The organism is uncultured Barnesiella sp. (assembly GCF_946496565.1).
In the GTDB taxonomy this organism is placed as follows: domain Bacteria; phylum Bacteroidota; class Bacteroidia; order Bacteroidales; family Barnesiellaceae; genus Barnesiella; species Barnesiella merdigallinarum.
In genome coordinates this window covers 47,275-63,795 of the sequence record NZ_CAMMHD010000004.1, presented here as the reverse complement: position 1 = coordinate 63,795, position 16,521 = coordinate 47,275, and the positions used below count along the sequence as shown (strand labels likewise).

Genomic DNA, 16,521 nt, shown 5'->3' with positions numbered 1-16,521 from the left:
CCTTTGTACACGGGGATTTCCAATCCTGCCCTTTTTTGTATTCACGCCATACCTCTACATGATATGACTACTCTGAAACAACTACTCGACCAACGCATTCTCGTGCTCGACGGAGCCATGGGAACCATGATACAACGCTACGGACTCGGCGAACGGGAGTTCCGGGGCGAACGCTTTGCCCACACCGACGTGGAGCTGAAGGGCAACAACGACCTGCTCTGCCTCACCGCACCGCACATCATCGACGAGATACACCGGGCCTACCTCGAGGCCGGGGCCGATATTATCGAGACCAACAGCTTCAATGCCAACGCCATATCGATGGCCGACTATCGGCTCGAAGGGGCCGTGCGCGAAATCAATTTCGCTGCTGCCCGTCTGGCCCGCCAAGCGGCCGACGACTACTCGACTGCCGAGAAACCGCGCTTCGTAGCGGGGTCGGTAGGACCTACGAACAAGAGCTGCTCCATGTCGCCCGACGTGGAGAATCCCGCCCTGCGCAGCCTCCATTTCGACACCCTTGCCGCAGCCTATCGCGAACAGATGGAGGCGCTCGTCGAGGGAGGCGTAGACCTGCTGCTCGTCGAGACCATCTTCGACACCCTCAATGCCAAAGCCGCCCTGTGGGCTGCGCGGCAGGCCATGGAGTCGGCGGGTCGCGAGGTGCCCGTGGTGCTCTCGGTCACCGTTACCGAAAGCGGCCGCACCCTCTCGGGGCAAACCCTCGAGGCGTTCCTCACCTCGGTATCGCACGCCTCCCTGCTGGCCGTGGGACTCAACTGCTCGTTCGGGGCCCGCGACATGAAGCCCTGGCTGCAACGCCTGGCGGCCATGGCCCCCTGCTACGTGAGCGCCTATCCCAACGCGGGACTGCCCAACCAGTTGGGCGAATACGACGAAACACCCCAGTCGATGGCCGTACAAATCAAAGAGTTTATCGACGAGGGGCTGGTCAACATCGTGGGCGGTTGCTGCGGAACCACCCCCGAACACATTGCGGCCTATCGCGAACTCGTGGCCGGGGCTGCGCCCCGTCGTCCGGCTCCCCGCGACCATAGGCTGCACTTGAGCGGACTCGACGACCTGGTAGTCTCGCGCGAGACCAACTTCGTAAACATCGGCGAGCGATGCAACGTAGCCGGCTCGCGCAAATTCCTGCGGCTCATTCACGAAAAGAACTACGCCGAGGCGCTCGACATCGCCCGCCAGCAGGTCGAGGCGGGAGCACAGGTCATCGACATCAACATGGACGACGCCATGCTCGACGCCCGCGACGAGATGGTCAACTTCCTGAACCTCATCGTCTCCGACCCCGACATCTACCGGGTACCCGTCATGATCGACTCGTCGAAATGGGAGGTCATCTCGGCGGCTCTCAAATGCCTGCAAGGCAAGGCGATTGTCAACTCCATCAGCCTCAAGGAGGGTGAAGAGCTCTTTCTGCAACACGCCCGCGAAATCAAACGGATGGGGGCGGCTGTGGTGGTGATGGCCTTCGACGAACAGGGGCAGGCCGATACCTATGAACGCAAAATCGAGGTTTGTGCCCGAGCCTACCGGCTGCTCACCGAGGTAGCAGGCATGGCTCCCTGCGACATCATCTTCGACCCCAATGTGCTGGCCATAGCCACCGGCATCGAGAGCCACGACAACTACGCCGTCGACTTCATCCGCGCCACGGCCTGGATTCACCAGCACCTACCCGAGGCCAAGGTGAGCGGCGGGGTGAGCAACCTCTCCTTCTCCTTCCGGGGTAACAACTACATACGCGAGGCGATGCACGCCGTCTTCCTCTACCACGCCATTGCCCAAGGGCTCGACATGGCCATCGTCAACCCGGCCACCTCGGTGACCTACGACGACCTGCCTGCCGAGACCCTCACGCTCATCGAGGATGTGGTGCTGAACCGCCGCCCCGATGCGACCGAACGGCTCATCGACTTTGCCGCCCGGCACCGGGAGGAGGCCGACAAACCGAATAGGACCGAACCGCAGGAACGCACAAGTGTACCCGTAGCCGACCGGCTGCGACAGGCGCTTGTCAAAGGGTTGTCGACCCACCTCGAGAGCGACCTGGCCGAAGCGGTGGCCCAATACGGGTCGGCCATCGCCGTCATCGAACAGCCCCTCATGGAGGGGATGAACCGCGTGGGCCAGCTCTTCGGCGAGGGAAAGATGTTCCTGCCCCAGGTGGTCAAGAGTGCCCGCACCATGAAGCAGGCCGTGGCCATCCTGCAACCCCTCATCGAACAGGAGAATGCCCGCACGGGCGAGACGGCGAAACGGGGCAAATTCATCATCGCCACCGTCAAGGGCGACGTGCACGACATCGGCAAAAACATCGTCGGCGTCATCCTCGCCTGCAACAACTTCGAGGTGATAGACCTGGGCGTAATGGTCCCGGCCGAACGCATTGTCGAACGGGCCATTGCCGAAAAGGCCGACTTCGTGGGGCTGAGCGGGCTCATCACCCCCTCGCTCGAAGAGATGGGTCACGTCGTGGCCGAGATGGAGAAGGCCGGCTTGCGCACCCCGGTCATCATCGGCGGGGCCACCACCTCGCGGCTGCATACCGCCGTGAAGATAGCCCCGCGGTACAGCGGGCCCGTCGTCCACGCCGGCGACGCCTCGCAAAATCCGCTCATCGCCGCACAACTGCTCAACCCGCAGACCCGCCAGAGCTTCATCGTCTCGCTGCAAGCCGAGCAGGAGGCTCTGCGCCGTTCGCAGAAACCGGCCGACACCCTGCCCCTGGCCGAGGCCGAACAGCGGGCTCCCCGCATCGACTGGGCCCACTACGTTGCGCCGCGTCCCCGGGAGTTGGGCCGCCACACGATTGCCCCCACCATCACCGAGATTCGCCCCTACATCAACTGGCGGGCCTTCTTTGCCGTGTGGAAGATAGGAGCACAATATGCCGCCATAGCTGACATGCGGGGCTGCGACCACTGCCGGGCCGCCTGGCTCGCCGCATTCCCCACGGCCGAGCGGGCCAAAGCCACCGAAGCAATGCAACTCTACAAGGAGGCCAACCGACTGCTCGACATCCTCGAACGCGAAAACAACGATTCGCCCCGAGGGGTCTATCTGCTGACCGAAGCATCGAACCGCGACAACCTCATACGTCTGCACCTGCCCGAGGGCGACCTGCTCGAAATTCCCTGCCTGCGCCAACAGGTACGCAAGCCCGAAGCCGATGCCTGCTACTATGCCCTGAGCGACTTTGTACGCCCCGAGCAGACCGGAGCCCCCGACTATGCCGGACTCTTTGCCGTCACGGCCGGCGGCGACATACAGCGACGCATCGAACGGCTGCGCCTCGCCGGCGACGACTACAACGCCCTGCTGTTGCAATCGCTGGCCGACCGCCTGGCCGAAGCCGCTTCGGAGTGGCTGCACCTGAAGGTGCGGCGCAAACTGTGGGGATATGCTCCCGACGAACCCGCTCTCGGTCTGCCGGCTCTCCTGGCCGGAAACTACCGCGGCATACGCCCGGCCGCAGGCTACCCCTCACTGCCCGACCACTCGCTCTTCTTCGACTGGGACCGGGCACTCGACCTCGGAGAGATAGAGATTACCCTCACCGAAAACGGGGCCATGTATCCCAACGCCTCGACCGCCGGGCTCTACCTGGCTCACCCCGATGCCCGCTATTTCCACATCGGCCACATCGCCCCCGACCAGCGCGAGCGGTATGCCCGTCAGCGGGGTCTCTCGCTCGAGGCCACAACCAAATGGCTCTCGGTATGATTCGTAATTTTTAACCCACACAGAGAATTAACAAATCTCATCGAACCAACCACCCGTTGCGATTGTTATAGCCGGGACAGACCAATCATCATCACGACTATGACACACCATCGCCTTCGGGTCCTCCTCCTTGCACTGTCGGCGGGCATCGCGCTTGCTCAAGCTCAGGCGGATATGGACGACCTAATCGCCCGACTCGACACGACGTCGAACTACCAGAGCTCGTTTACCTACCGGGTGACGCTGCCCATCACCGACTCTGAAATCGAATACCGCGCCCGACTCGACTACCGCAGGGAGCCGGCCGATACCTTGTGCGGGTACAGTTACCTCATTGATTACAAGGCCGAGAACGACACCTGCCACTATCGCAACTTTGCGGCGTATGCCTCGGGTCACAGCTTTCGATTCGACCGCAACCGGCTGCGGGAGTATCACCACGACGAAAACCCCGAGCCCTTTGTTCCACGGGGCCGCAATCTCGGGGTGCACCGCTCGGGGTTGTTTGCCGAACTCTTCCCGGCTGAGATGGCCCGGCAACTGAACGAATTTCGGGCGAAACCCGACTGCCGGGTGCTCTTCTTCCCCGACACGACGGTGCAGGGAGAACGCTGCCACGCCATACTGGTGACCGACTCGATGCGGGGCGAGGTGGCCTGCACCATACTCTATACCTTCGACCCCACTACCGGACTGCCTCTCTACCGCGAGACCGAGAACAATCCCGGCCATCTGGGTTCGCAAACGGTTGTGGTGAGGTATGGCCCGAGCCGTACCGATACCCGTTTCTCTCCCGACCACTTCGGCGAAGAGCATCTGCTACACGCCTACAACGAGGTGTTCCACCTCTTTCGCGAAGGGAGCTATGCCGCCAGCGACCGCGTGGGACAACAGGCCCCCCGGTTCGACCTGCCCTGGAGTGAGCGCCGCTTCACCTCCGACCACCTGAAGGGGCAGGAGACCCTGCTGCTGTTCCTCGATACCCAAGGCCAGTTTTGCACCCCGGTGCGACAGACGGTCGAGGCGATTTCGCAGCAAGAAAATCTGACCCCGGTACTGCTCTACGCCGACCGGGAACCCGAGGCTACCCCCAATCCGGCCGGAGCCATCGTACTGAAACACGCGGCGAAAACCGCTACCACCTACGGCGTGACCGGCTACCCCACCCTCTTTCTACTCGACCCCGATGGGAGAATTCGCTGGGTCAAGGTAGGCTACACCCCCTCGCTGGCCGAGGAGCTGGAACTGGCCATCCGACAGATGCGCCACCCGTCGAAACAACCTCCACATTAAAAATCATTTATACATTCACTACAATGGAAACAACAGCATTCAAAGGCACCCCCGTACATACCTACGGCAAACTGCCTCAAGTCGGGAGCATCGCTCCCCAGTTCACCCTCACCCGCGGCGACCTGACCGAACTGCGCAGCGAAGAGCTAAAGGGACGACGCATCGTCCTGAACATCTTCCCCAGCCTCGACACCGCCGTCTGCGCCACCTCGGTACGCAAGTTCAACCAACTGGCGGCCTCGCTCGACAACACCACCGTCGTAGCCGTGTCGAAAGACCTCCCCTTTGCCCAGTCGCGCTTCTGCTCGACCGAGGGCATCGAGAACCTCATCGCCGCCTCGGCCTTCCGCTCACCCGAATTTGGCAGGGAGTATGGAGTCGAGATGGTCAACGGTCCCCTGGCCTGCCTGCTGGCCCGAGCCGTAGTGGTTATCGACGAAACCGGCCGGGTAATCTACGAAGAACTCGTGCCCGAAATCACCCACGAACCTAACTACGAGGCAGCCATCAACGCGCTGAAACAGGAGTGGTAACACGACACTCGTACCATCCGACAAACTCAAGAATCGCCTCTCCGCACCGGTGTGGAGAGGCGATTCCCTTTTAAACACATCACCATCAAAAAGCAAGAAAATCTATCATATTTATTACAAACTATTCCACATTTTATCAAAAAGCATTACTTTTACACATCAAATCATCACATTGAATAGACATTTTATAATTTTAACGCACAACATTATGCCTAAAAAATTCAAACTTTTAGCAGTGCTAGCTGCATTGTGGTGTCTGATACTTCCGGCACCGGCAGTCACATCGCACCATGCCGTTGTGAAACAAAATGCACAAACGACTATCCAGAAACCACGCGAAGTAAAGGCCCACTTCAAGCATCGAAGTGTCAACACCATTCGAGGCAACCGGGCAACAGCGCCAAACAACATTGCCTCCACCGCCTTTTCACTCAAAAAGATACCCGCCGCACAGACGGTAACGATGCCCAACCTCATCGGGTCGGTAGTCCAGAGCAACGCAGGTCTCGACGTGGGCATCTACTCGATACAAGCAAACGGGCTGACCGCCATCAAAACCGACTATACCCTGAATGCGAGCAATGGCGGTGCCGCCCTGGACGGCAAATACATCTGCTGCTTCATGGACCAGTACATGGGGCAGGTATACGGCGCATACTACCGGCTGTTCGACATAGATGACTGGTCGCTGCTCGAACAAAACTACCAGGCCGACTTCAACCTGATGGCCGAGTGTATGACCTCCGACGGCAGCGACATATACGGCTGCTTCTACAAACAGGACCTGAGCGGATACGAGTTGGGCAAAATGAGTCTGACTCCCGTGAAACGGACCGGCACCATCTGCTCGCTCGACGAGCCCTATATCGCACTGGCATGCGATGCCAAGGCGCTATACGGAATCTATGGCGACGGACGCCTGGTAGAAATCAATAAAAGTACGGGCGAAGAGACCCCACTTGCCAACACGGGCATCGTGTCGAACTACCTTACTTCAGCTGCCTATGACAGCAAAACGGAGATTCTCTACTACGCATCCTGTACCGACACCGAGACCGCTCTCTACTCGATCGACTTCAACAACGCCTATGCCGTGGCCAAAATCTGCGACTTGCAGGGCGAGGTATGCGGCATGCACCTCATCGCTCCGCTTGCCGAAGATGGCGCACCGGCTGCGGTTACCGACCTGGCCGTATCGTTCACCGACGGCTCTCTGAGCGGAAACGCCACATTCACCATGCCCGTCCAGACGTTTGCCGGCGGCAGCCTCACGGGCGACCTGCCCTACAGCATCCGGGCAAACGACGAAGAGATAGCTCACGGCCAGGCTGCTCCCGGTGCGGCAATCGACGTACCGGTTCAAGTGGCCGAAGCAGGCATGTACAAATTCACCGTGCTTGTGAGCAATAGCGTGGGCGACTCTCCCTCGAGCAACAAAGTGAACCTGTGGGTGGGCCCCGACAAACCATACGCTCCCGCAACCGTGACTATCGCTTACCAAGAGGGTACATTCGACATCAGCTGGGATGCCGTGACCACCTCTGAGAACAACGGCTATTTCGACGCAAGCCGGGTGACCTATACGGTAGTTCGCTACAACAACGGCGTGGAGGAATCGGTCGTTGCCAGCCACATCGCCGCCACACAATGCACCGACGCCGTAGCCGCACCCGAGAAGCTCTCGATATATACCTATAAGGTAGTGGCCGAGTTCGAAGGGGTAACCTCGAACGAGACCAAATCCAATGCCGTAGTAATGGGTAGCATCATGCCGCCATATACCAACGCATTTGCAACCGGCGACGACTTCCTCCCCTTCACCGTTATCGACTCGAACGACGACTTCAACACGTGGGGCTGGAACGAGTCGGGCTGTGCATACATCGGGTACAGCTGGCAGAACGACATGAACGACTGGTTAGTGTCGGCCCCCGTAAAACTGGAAGCAGGCAAAGCCTATCGCCTGGCCATCGATGCACGAGGTGAGGCTAACTACAAAGATCACTTTGAGGTCAAGATGGGAACTCAGGCCAACGTGGATGCCCTGGTAACCGCACTCATCGATACCGTAGAACTGACCGATGCCACCTATCGCACCTACTACGCTGTCATCGCTCCCGAAACAACGGGTACCTACTACATCGGTATCCACTGCTTGTCCAAGATAAACATGGGAGCCATCTACATCGACAACTTCACCATCGAAGCTCCTATCCCCGACACGGCACCGGCCATTGTTGAAAACGTAAAATTCACGGCCCAACCCGACGGATCGGCAGCTATCGACGTCAGCCTCAATGCCCCCGACAAGAACATCGCCGGCAACCAACTCGCCTCCATCACATCCGTAACCGTAACCCGAGACGGCGAAATGGTGAAACAATTCACCAACGTATCACCCGGCGCTCCCCTCTCCTTCAAAGACGAAGTGGGCAAAGAGACAACCGTTCACTACACCATCGTAGCCTCGAACGAATCTGGAGCGGGCATACCCTATGACCAAGATGCCTATGCCGGTCTGAAACTGCCTGCCACCCCTACCGACTGCAAAATCACGGAGAGTGCCACTACTCCCGGAGAGGTGACGGTCACCTGGAATCCCCTGGCACAAGATGTAGACGGCGACTCCATCAACAGCGACCTGATTACTTATACAATGGTCGACATCAACGAGCAGATTGTGGCCACCGGACTCACGGCCGAAGATGCCAGAAAGGGCTGGACTACCACGATTGAAACACCGGCCGATGAGGAACAGGCTCTGGCCATATTCTATATTTTCGCCGAGAACCGTGTCGGCCGCAACCCCGTCAACGGCTACACCTCGATGATACCCGTAGGCGAGGCCTATCAGGTTCCATTCAAGGAGTCGTGTCCCGAGGCACTGCTCCAACATGTGTGGATGAACGAAGGGGCATACTGGAGCACGGCCCAGTCGTGCTACCAGCCGGTGTGCATGCCGCAAGACGATGACCAGGGCATGTTCTACCTCGAGCCCTTCCTGGCCAAGGAGAACAACCTGCTGCTCTCGGGCAAGATTGCAATTCCCGAGAGTGACAAGATAGGGCTGTCGTTCTACTATTGCGGAACGACCGACGACCTGTTTGACCTCGCCCCCACCGTGCGCATTCCCAGTGGCGAAACCTATTATCTGACCGAACCGATACATACCAATTCGGCAGGCACGGGTTGGCAACGCGTATTTGTTTCGCTGGCCCAGTTCAAAGGTCAAACGGTTCAAGTGGGTGTGAATGTAAATGCCCGCTCACAGCAAGACTACTTCCTGCTCGACAACATCGAGGTACGCGAGTTTGCCGGATATGATGTGGTCGTTACAGACTTCACCACTCCCGCAACCATGACTCTGGGCGTCGACAACCAAGTGACAGCCACCATCTCCAACGCCGGTACTTACGAAGCCGACCACATCGCCGTACAACTGCTTGCCAACGACGAGGTAGTCAAGACCGAAACCATCGATCACCTTGCAGTATCGGCCCAGCAGACGGTCGAAATGACGGTATGCCCGCCCGTTACCCAAACCGAAGCAATCAGCTACAAAATACATGCGGCGTTCGATGCTGACGAAGACCTCTCCAACAACGACAGCGAGGCCAAGACGGTAGAATTTACCGCCTCTAATCTCCCGACTGTAACCCTGAATGGAGAGGTAGAGGGCAATCGGGTCACCCTCTCCTGGGAGGCACCCGACACGGAGAGCAAGACCGTGCAGGTAACCGACGACCTGGAAGGGTACGAGTCGTTCTCGATCGGGAAGGCCGGCAACTATACCTTCTACGATATGGACGGCGACGACACATTCGGACTTGAAGGCGGTGTCATGTTCCAGAATCAGGGACAACCCATGTCGTATATTGTATTCGACATTGACGGTATCGACGAAGCAAGCCAATCGATGGTATCAGACTTTGCCCACTCGGGTTCCAAATGCCTGGCAGCCTTCGCCTCGACAACCAAGGCCAACGACGACTGGCTGATTTCGCCCGAGCTCCCCGGCATTCAACAGGTAATCAGTTTCTGGAACCGCTCGGTGAATGTCAACTATGGCTTCGACCAGTTCGAAGTACTCTATTCCACCACGGGCAACACGCCTGCCGACTTCACGAAACTGGGCGATACCTACGCCTCGAATCTGGGGTGGTCTCAAGTAGAAGTAGAACTGCCGGAGGGTACCAAATACTTTGCCATCCGGTACATCTCCTACATGACCCTGGCCTGGCTGGTAGACGACATCAGCTACACATACGGTACCCCCAGCTACACGATTGCAGGTTACAATATCTATCGCGACGGCATCCGACTCAACGATAAGGTATTGACCGAAACCCAGTATGTCGACGACCTCTCCGGCATCCCGTCGGAGACGGGCTCGCACCGCTACCAGGTAACTGCCGTATACGCCGAAGGTGAATCGGGACTTTCGAACGAATACGAAGCAAGCGTATCCTCCGGCATGGAAGGGCTCTCTGCAGACAGCATCTCCATCCGGGTAGAGCACAGAGTGATTCGGGTCGATGGAGCCGACGACATAGCGGTATATGGCATAGACGGCAAGATTTACGGGATTGGGCACGACACGGCATCCATCGCCGTAGAGCCCGGCATCTACGTAGTAAAGGCCGACGGCCAAGTGACCAGAGTCTGCGTGCGCTAATCTCCCCCCACAGACCATAAAAGAGGGCAACCCCAGAGTCTACGACTCAACAGGGTTGCCCTCTTTCTATTCTTCTTTTTCTTCGGCTTGAATCGACGAGTTACATTCGTCAATATTACTCTTGAAAGGGAATCACCAAACGGTATTCCTCCCATTCAAAAACAAAGATATGGTATTACGCAAACCGATTGATGATAGAGGCAATCTCGTGCACATCGTCGTCGGTCAGATAAGACGACATGGGCAGGCTCAATACCTCGTGGGCTAGCGTTTCGGCCAGCGGCAGATGCAGGTGGTTGTATTCGCGATAGCACTGTTGCTTGTGCGGCGGTATGGGGTAGTGAATGAGACTGCCTACCCCCTGCGACTCGAGATAACGCATCAGCCGGTCGCGCTCGGTGCACCGCACCACATACTGGTGCCAGATGTGTTCGCCGGGCTCTCCGGCCTGTGGCAGGATGAGCCGCTCGTTGTCAATCGACTCGGTATAGAGGCGCGCTATCTCGACCCGACGGCGGTTCTCCTCGTCGAGGTGTTTCAACTTTACCAAAAGGAAGGCGGCCTGCAAATCGTCCATGCGGCTGTTCACCCCTTTGTATTCGTTGACATAGCGCACGGCCGAGCCGTAATTGCCCAAGGCCCGCACCACATCGGCCACCTCGCGGTCGTCGGTAGTCACGGCCCCGGCATCGCCCAGGGCTCCCAGGTTTTTGGTGGGATAGAAACTTTCGCCTGCGGCATCGCCCAGCGCCCCGGTATGGTGCGAACCTTGCAGTCCGGCGACCGACGAGACGGCCCCGAAGGCCTGGGCATTGTCCTCGACAATCTTGAGTCCGTGACGGGCAGCTACCGACTTCAGTGTCTCGTCCCAACAGGCCCGGCCATAGAGGTGCACCACCATGATGGCCCGCGTGCGCGGGGTAATGGCCTGCTCGATCAGCGAGGTGTCGAGGTTGTAGGTATCGACCGAAGGCTCTACAAAAACCGGCACCAGTCGGTTGTCGGTTATGGCCAGAACCGAAGCCACATAGGTGTTCGACGGTACGATAACCTCGTCGCCCGGCTGCATTACCCCCCTCTCGATATAGGCTCGCAACATCAACCGCAGCGCATCGAGCCCGTTGCCCGTAGCCACCGCATAGCGGCAACCCAGGTATTGGCACAACAGCTCCTCGAGCTGCGACACATATTTGCCCCGGATATACCAGCCGCCCTCGATTACCTCGGCAGCGACGGCCTTCATCTCGGCCATATAGGGTTCATTGGCCCGTTTCAAAGAGAGGTGGGGATATTTCATTCTTGACTGTCTATCTGCTTGAAATCGTTATACTCGCGCACATAATCGGACTCGTCGTAATAGTCGGAGGTCAGCACCAGACACACCGAGCCCGACGAAAAGTTGTTGAGGACCCGCCAGATACCCGGCACGATGAGCAAGCCGTAATAGGGACGATTCAACGTCACCGTGCGGGTGTGCTCGCCATCGTCGAGCAACACGTCGAACGAGCCGCCGGCTGCCACCAGAAACTCGTACAGCTGCTTGTGCGAATGGCCGCCACGCTCCTCGCCGCCCGGCACATCGTAGAGATAATAGACCCGCTTCACGGCAAAGGGTAACTCGCGGTTGTTCTCCACCACCGTAATGCTGCCGCTCTCCTGCATGTGCTTGGGCAACTGAATGATGCGGCAATCGTCTACCGAAACCCGTTTACTCATCTCGACCTCCTTTCAACAACGTGCGATACTCCTCGAAATCTTCGATATAATCGGCGGCATCGTAGGGGGTCGACGAAAGCACCAGCGCCAACGAGTTGGTGGAGAAGTTATCGAGCTCGCGCCACATCATACGAGGCACATAAAGCCCGTAGTACGAGCGGGCCATGTGGTAGCGCCGCGTCTCGGTGCCGTCGTTCAGCACCACGTCGAAGCTACCCGAAAGGGCTACGATGAACTCCTCTTGCTGCCGAAAGGCGTGACCGTTGCGCCGCTCGTCGCCCGGCACGTCGTAGAGCCAATAGGTGCGCGCAATCTCAAACGGGATGTGCCGGTCGCTCTCGATAAACGACAGGTTGCCCCGCTTGTCGGCCACTTTGGGCAAATCGATCAATCGCACCCGGTTAAAGCTCATTGTTCGCCAATCTTATCAAATATTGTCCATACTGGTTTTTCTTCATCGGTTCGGCCAGCTCGAGCAGTTGAGTCCGGTCGATCCATCCCATGCGATAGGCCACCTCTTCGAGCGAAGCTACCTTGAGGCCTTGACGGTGCTCGATGGTTTCGATGAAGTTGGAAGCTTCATAGAGCGACTCGTGCGTACCGGTATCCAGCCAGGCAAAACCACGCCCCATCAACTGAACACCCAGTGCCTGCGACTCGAGAAAAGCCTGATTTACCGAGGTAATCTCCAACTCGCCCCGGGCCGAGGGTTTCACCTGCTTGGCCACCTCGACTACCCGGTTGGGATAGAAATAGAGCCCCACCACGGCATAGTTGGACCGCGGCTTGGCCGGTTTCTCCTCGATGCTGATGGCGCGTCCGCTCTCGTCGAACTCGACTACACCGTAGCGCTCGGGGTCTCCCACCCGATAGCCAAACACCGTAGCCATGCCCTTGTCGGCCTCGGCCACAGCCTGCCGCAGCATGCGGGTAAAGCTCTGCCCATAAAAGATATTGTCGCCCAACACCAGGCAAACGGTGTCGTTCCCGATAAACTGCTCGCCGATGATAAAGGCCTGGGCCAATCCGTCGGGCGAAGGTTGCTCGGCATACTCGAACTTCACGCCGAACTGACTGCCGTCGCCCAGCAACCGCTTGAACCCGGGCAGGTCGGTAGGCGTGCTGATGATGAGTATCTCGCGAATCCCAGCTAGCATCAATACCGATATGGGATAATAAATCATGGGTTTGTCATACACGGGCAGCATCTGTTTCGACACACCCCGCGTAATGGGATACAATCTCGTACCGGAACCTCCGGCCAATACTATGCCTTTCATTGTATATCTGTTCTAACAGGCAATCAACGATTGCCATACATTTGTTCGTAATATTTTTGATAATCACCGCTTACTACCTCGTCGACCCAGTCCTGATGGTCGAGGTACCAGCGTACGGTCTTCTCGATACCTACCTTGAAGGGAGTCTCGGGATACCAGCCCAACTCGCGGGCAATCTTCGACGGGTCGATGGCGTAGCGCATGTCGTGTCCCGGGCGGTCGCCCACGAAGGTAATCAAATCTTCGTTGATATTCTCGACATCGGTCTTCAGCACCTTGCGATATTCAGGCTCCTCGCGCATGATGCGGGCAATGATGGAAATCACCAGTTTCACAATGTTGATATTCTTCTCTTCGTTGAAACCGCCCACGTTGTAGACCTCGCCTATGCGGCCGTGCTCCAGCACGGCATCGATAGCCTTGGCATGATCCTCGACATAGAGCCAGTCGCGCACATTGTCGCCCTTGCCATAAACGGGAAGTTTCTGGCCGGCCAGGATATTCTTTATAATCAGCGGAATCAATTTCTCGGGGAAGTGGTACGGCCCGTAGTTATTCGAGCAGCGAGTAATGTTTACCGGCATGCCATAGGTCTCGTGATAGGCCCGTACAAAGAGGTCGGCACTGGTTTTCGAAGCCGAATAGGGCGAACGCGGATCGAGCGGCGTCGTCTCGGTAAAGAAGTGCTTGCCATAGGTGTGCAGGTCGGTACGGCCGCTTACTACCCTGCGCACGTCGGGGTCGGTAATTTCGAGCGGATGCGGCTCGTCGTAGTCTTTGGTCAGCGAACCATACACCTCGTCGGTCGACACCTGCAAGAACTTCTTCCCTTCGGCATAGACCGGCTTACCCTCGGCGTCCTTCCCGCGATACCACGCCTTGCGGGCGCAGTCAAGCATGTTCTGGGCCCCCAGAATATTGGTCTCCAGGAAGAGTTGCGGATTGGTGATACTGCGATCGACATGCGACTCGGCCGCAAAGTTGACCACATAGTCTATATCGGTCTCGGCAAAAATATTGGCTACCAATTCGGCATTGCGTATATCCCCTCTGATGAATCGTACCCGAGGGTCGGCAATCTCCTCCTTGATTGTACCCAAGTTGCCGGCATAGGTGAGCTTATCCAAAACTACCACATAAATATCGTTTCCATACTTCTTCAACAAGTATTTCAAAAAGTTAGCACCAATGAAGCCGGCTGCGCCGGTAACCAAATATTTTTTCATGTTCGACAATTAAAAAATTCGTCGCAATTTACGACTTTTTTAAGAAAAAATACAATACGAGCTTCATTATGTTTCAAAGTTACATCAAAGATTCTGCCCTACACATCCATTTACCTTTCACAATAAAAAGAGAAGAAAAACATCTCTTACCTCCAAACGAGTTCCAATAAATCGATAGATGCGCTACCAAATACAAAAACACGAGACAATATTGTTAAAATATATTTATCACATTAGGGATAACTCGATTCCCCCGGTTTAATATTATGCGAAGGTTTTGTTTTTTCAAGCTTTCGATTACCATGAAACAACAAATTTAAAAACCAAATATCCATTAAAAACACTCTTTATGAAAAAGAATTTACTTTTATCGTTACTTTTTGTAACAGGTTTATTTACCACCAATCACATCGAAGCAGCCGTTACTCCTCTGGATGGAGCCGTAGTACCCGAAATCAGCACCGCCGATTCGCCCAAATGGTATCTGCTGATGTCGTCGCACCTCTCGGACAACACCCGTAAGAACCGCTTTCTGAAATTGGACGGCACCACATTGTGCACCGAACAATTCATGTCGGGCATTCCCGAAGGTCAAGTAACCGAGGCCTTCATCTGGCGCTTGGAGTCGGCCAACGATGGAACAAGCACGCACGCCTATCTGGTCAACAGCAACGGTCAGCGGGTATTTGTTCCCACTTCGGCTACAGCAGAAGACGGATCGACACACGTAAATACCCCGCTCGAAATGAACGAGACCGGTACGGTGTGGGACGTAATCACCAGCCAATCGACCGGTATCAGCAACGATTGTGCTGCCAACCAATACGCATTGCAATATATCGGATATAGCGGGGCTCGTGCCTTCATGAATGCCATGGACGGCGGCACCCAGTTCGGCGTTACCATCTACGCCGCCGGCGTACACCAAGCCTCGGGCTGGTTCTTCTACGAGACCGACTACTCTCCGGCAGTGCAAAAAACTGTCACCATTGCATCAAGCGATGACAGCAAAGGCTCTGTTTCAATCGAGGGCAGCAACGAAAACAGCGTAGAGGTTGGCTCGACCGACGCCGTAACCGTAAAAGCAGAGGCCGCCGAGAACTATATGTTTTACCGTTGGGTTGAAGAGGGTACCGAAAATGCAGTCAGCTACCGCCCCACCTACTCCTATGCCGGAGAGGAGAGCATCAATCTCGTGGCCGAATTTGTAGAAAAAGACTATCCCATCATGACTCGTTTCTATGAGGTAGGCTTGAATCAACAAAACCGCTACCTGGGTGCCGCTTCTTATACAGCAGGTGATGAGAGCCACGAACTCTTCACTTGCAACAGTCAGGAAGAACTGCCCTTCACCGAATACAAGGAAGTACATACCCCCCAAATCGAAGGTGCTGTTATCGACAAGACCTCTACGCCTATCGAACTGACCGAAGGCCTCGAATCTTTCACCTTGAAACTGAAACAATATAACAGCGACATCACTGTAAATGAAAACGTGTGCGAACCCGAACTGGTTTGGACTCGTCAGGCTCTCTACATCGACTGGAACAACGACAAGACATTCGCCGGTGAAAACGAGCTTTACGAGCCGCTGGGCGACAGCAGCAAGAACAACAACTTTGGCGATCCCAACGGCAGCGTTGCCGAAGGTTGGCAAAGAACCATCGCCATTCCCGAGGGAACACCCGACGGCACCTATCGCATGCGTGTCGTATACATGGCCCCCAATCCCTATACCGAGGACTGGAACACGAAAGTATTTACCGATTTCTTCAACGAACTGAGAAATGGTATCGCTTATGATTTCAATATCCATATCTCACCGGCATCGGGTATCGAAACCGTTGCAGCCCAAGCCGCCTATTATGACCGTCAGGCACAGGTGCTTGTAGTTCCCCAAATGAAGAAAGTGGTCATTTACAACCTGGGCGGCCAAATCGTATGGCAGGCCGAAAACACCCCTGAGGTTTCGGTAGCGGATCTCGCTCAAGGTGTATATATAGCCAACATCGACGGAACGATGATCAAGTTCATCAAATAATCCAGTA

Annotated in this window: 10 protein-coding genes; 5 read left to right on the top strand and 5 right to left on the bottom strand. The window is 56.6% G+C overall.

Translation table 11 applies throughout. The annotated features are described in order from the left end of the window. Window positions 1-63 precede the first annotated feature (63 nt). The 4 genes from metH (at window position 64) to Q1K76_RS03270 (ending at window position 10,251) form a co-directional block, all read left to right on the top strand. Window positions 64-3,750, top strand: coding sequence for a methionine synthase (gene metH / locus Q1K76_RS03285; protein WP_300131024.1), 3,687 nt, complete (start codon window positions 64-66; stop codon window positions 3,748-3,750). Window positions 3,751-3,924: 174 nt separating this feature from the next. Beyond that, complete coding sequence (locus Q1K76_RS03280; RefSeq protein ID WP_300131022.1) at window positions 3,925-5,043, top strand: hypothetical protein; 1,119 nt, start codon at window positions 3,925-3,927, stop codon at window positions 5,041-5,043. A 23-nt stretch (window positions 5,044-5,066) separates the two neighbouring features. Beyond that, window positions 5,067-5,576 carry a thiol peroxidase gene (gene tpx / locus Q1K76_RS03275; RefSeq protein ID WP_300131019.1) on the top strand — a complete coding sequence of 170 codons (510 nt, stop codon included), beginning with the start codon at window positions 5,067-5,069 and terminating at the stop codon, window positions 5,574-5,576. 298 nt (window positions 5,577-5,874) lie between these two features. Next, the gene (locus tag Q1K76_RS03270) at window positions 5,875-10,251 is read left to right on the top strand and encodes a choice-of-anchor J domain-containing protein (RefSeq protein WP_300131017.1); all 4,377 of its coding nucleotides are present in this window, start codon (window positions 5,875-5,877) and stop codon (window positions 10,249-10,251) included. Window positions 10,252-10,426: 175 nt separating this feature from the next. On the opposite strand, the gene Q1K76_RS03265 is transcribed toward Q1K76_RS03270, so the two are convergent. From Q1K76_RS03265 to Q1K76_RS03245, 5 genes are read right to left on the bottom strand one after another with little or no spacing between them, the layout of a single operon-like run. Further along, window positions 10,427-11,548, bottom strand: a complete 1,122-nt coding sequence (locus tag Q1K76_RS03265) for a DegT/DnrJ/EryC1/StrS aminotransferase family protein (protein WP_087408617.1) — start codon at window positions 11,546-11,548, stop codon at window positions 10,427-10,429. Then, window positions 11,545-11,967 (bottom strand): FdtA/QdtA family cupin domain-containing protein, encoded by a 423-nt coding sequence (locus Q1K76_RS03260; protein WP_087408618.1) that lies wholly within the window; start codon window positions 11,965-11,967, stop codon window positions 11,545-11,547. Before Q1K76_RS03260 ends, Q1K76_RS03265 begins: the two co-directional genes overlap by 4 nt. Beyond that, window positions 11,960-12,379, bottom strand: coding sequence for an FdtA/QdtA family cupin domain-containing protein (locus Q1K76_RS03255; protein WP_289541169.1), 420 nt, complete (start codon window positions 12,377-12,379; stop codon window positions 11,960-11,962). The genes Q1K76_RS03260 and Q1K76_RS03255 overlap by 8 nt, the downstream gene beginning before the upstream one ends. Further along, window positions 12,369-13,247: a glucose-1-phosphate thymidylyltransferase RfbA gene (gene rfbA, locus Q1K76_RS03250; protein WP_298663091.1), complete on the bottom strand. Its 879-nt coding sequence runs from the start codon at window positions 13,245-13,247 to the stop codon at window positions 12,369-12,371. The genes Q1K76_RS03255 and rfbA overlap by 11 nt, the downstream gene beginning before the upstream one ends. Before the next feature lie 23 nt (window positions 13,248-13,270). Then, entirely contained in the window at window positions 13,271-14,473 is a 1,203-nt protein-coding gene (locus tag Q1K76_RS03245; protein ID WP_300131012.1) for a dTDP-glucose 4,6-dehydratase, read from the bottom strand. Window positions 14,474-14,822: 349 nt separating this feature from the next. Here Q1K76_RS03245 and Q1K76_RS03240 point away from each other — a divergent pair, with 349 nt between their 5' ends. Further along, window positions 14,823-16,514 (top strand): T9SS type A sorting domain-containing protein, encoded by a 1,692-nt coding sequence (locus tag Q1K76_RS03240; protein ID WP_300131009.1) that lies wholly within the window; start codon window positions 14,823-14,825, stop codon window positions 16,512-16,514. Window positions 16,515-16,521: the final 7 nt, after the last annotated feature.

Coding starts and splice junctions, on each gene's coding strand:
- metH (WP_300131024.1), top strand. CDS start 64: ATGACTACTCTGAAACAACTACTCGACCAACGCATTCTCGTGCTCGAC.
- Q1K76_RS03255 (WP_289541169.1), bottom strand. CDS start 12,379: ATGAGCTTTAACCGGGTGCGATTGATCGATTTGCCCAAAGTGGCCGAC.
- Q1K76_RS03280 (WP_300131022.1), top strand. CDS start 3,925: ATGGACGACCTAATCGCCCGACTCGACACGACGTCGAACTACCAGAGC.
- tpx (WP_300131019.1), top strand. CDS start 5,067: ATGGAAACAACAGCATTCAAAGGCACCCCCGTACATACCTACGGCAAA.
- Q1K76_RS03245 (WP_300131012.1), bottom strand. CDS start 14,473: ATGAAAAAATATTTGGTTACCGGCGCAGCCGGCTTCATTGGTGCTAAC.
- Q1K76_RS03260 (WP_087408618.1), bottom strand. CDS start 11,967: ATGAGTAAACGGGTTTCGGTAGACGATTGCCGCATCATTCAGTTGCCC.
- Q1K76_RS03265 (WP_087408617.1), bottom strand. CDS start 11,548: ATGAAATATCCCCACCTCTCTTTGAAACGGGCCAATGAACCCTATATG.
- rfbA (WP_298663091.1), bottom strand. CDS start 13,247: ATGAAAGGCATAGTATTGGCCGGAGGTTCCGGTACGAGATTGTATCCC.
- Q1K76_RS03240 (WP_300131009.1), top strand. CDS start 14,823: ATGAAAAAGAATTTACTTTTATCGTTACTTTTTGTAACAGGTTTATTT.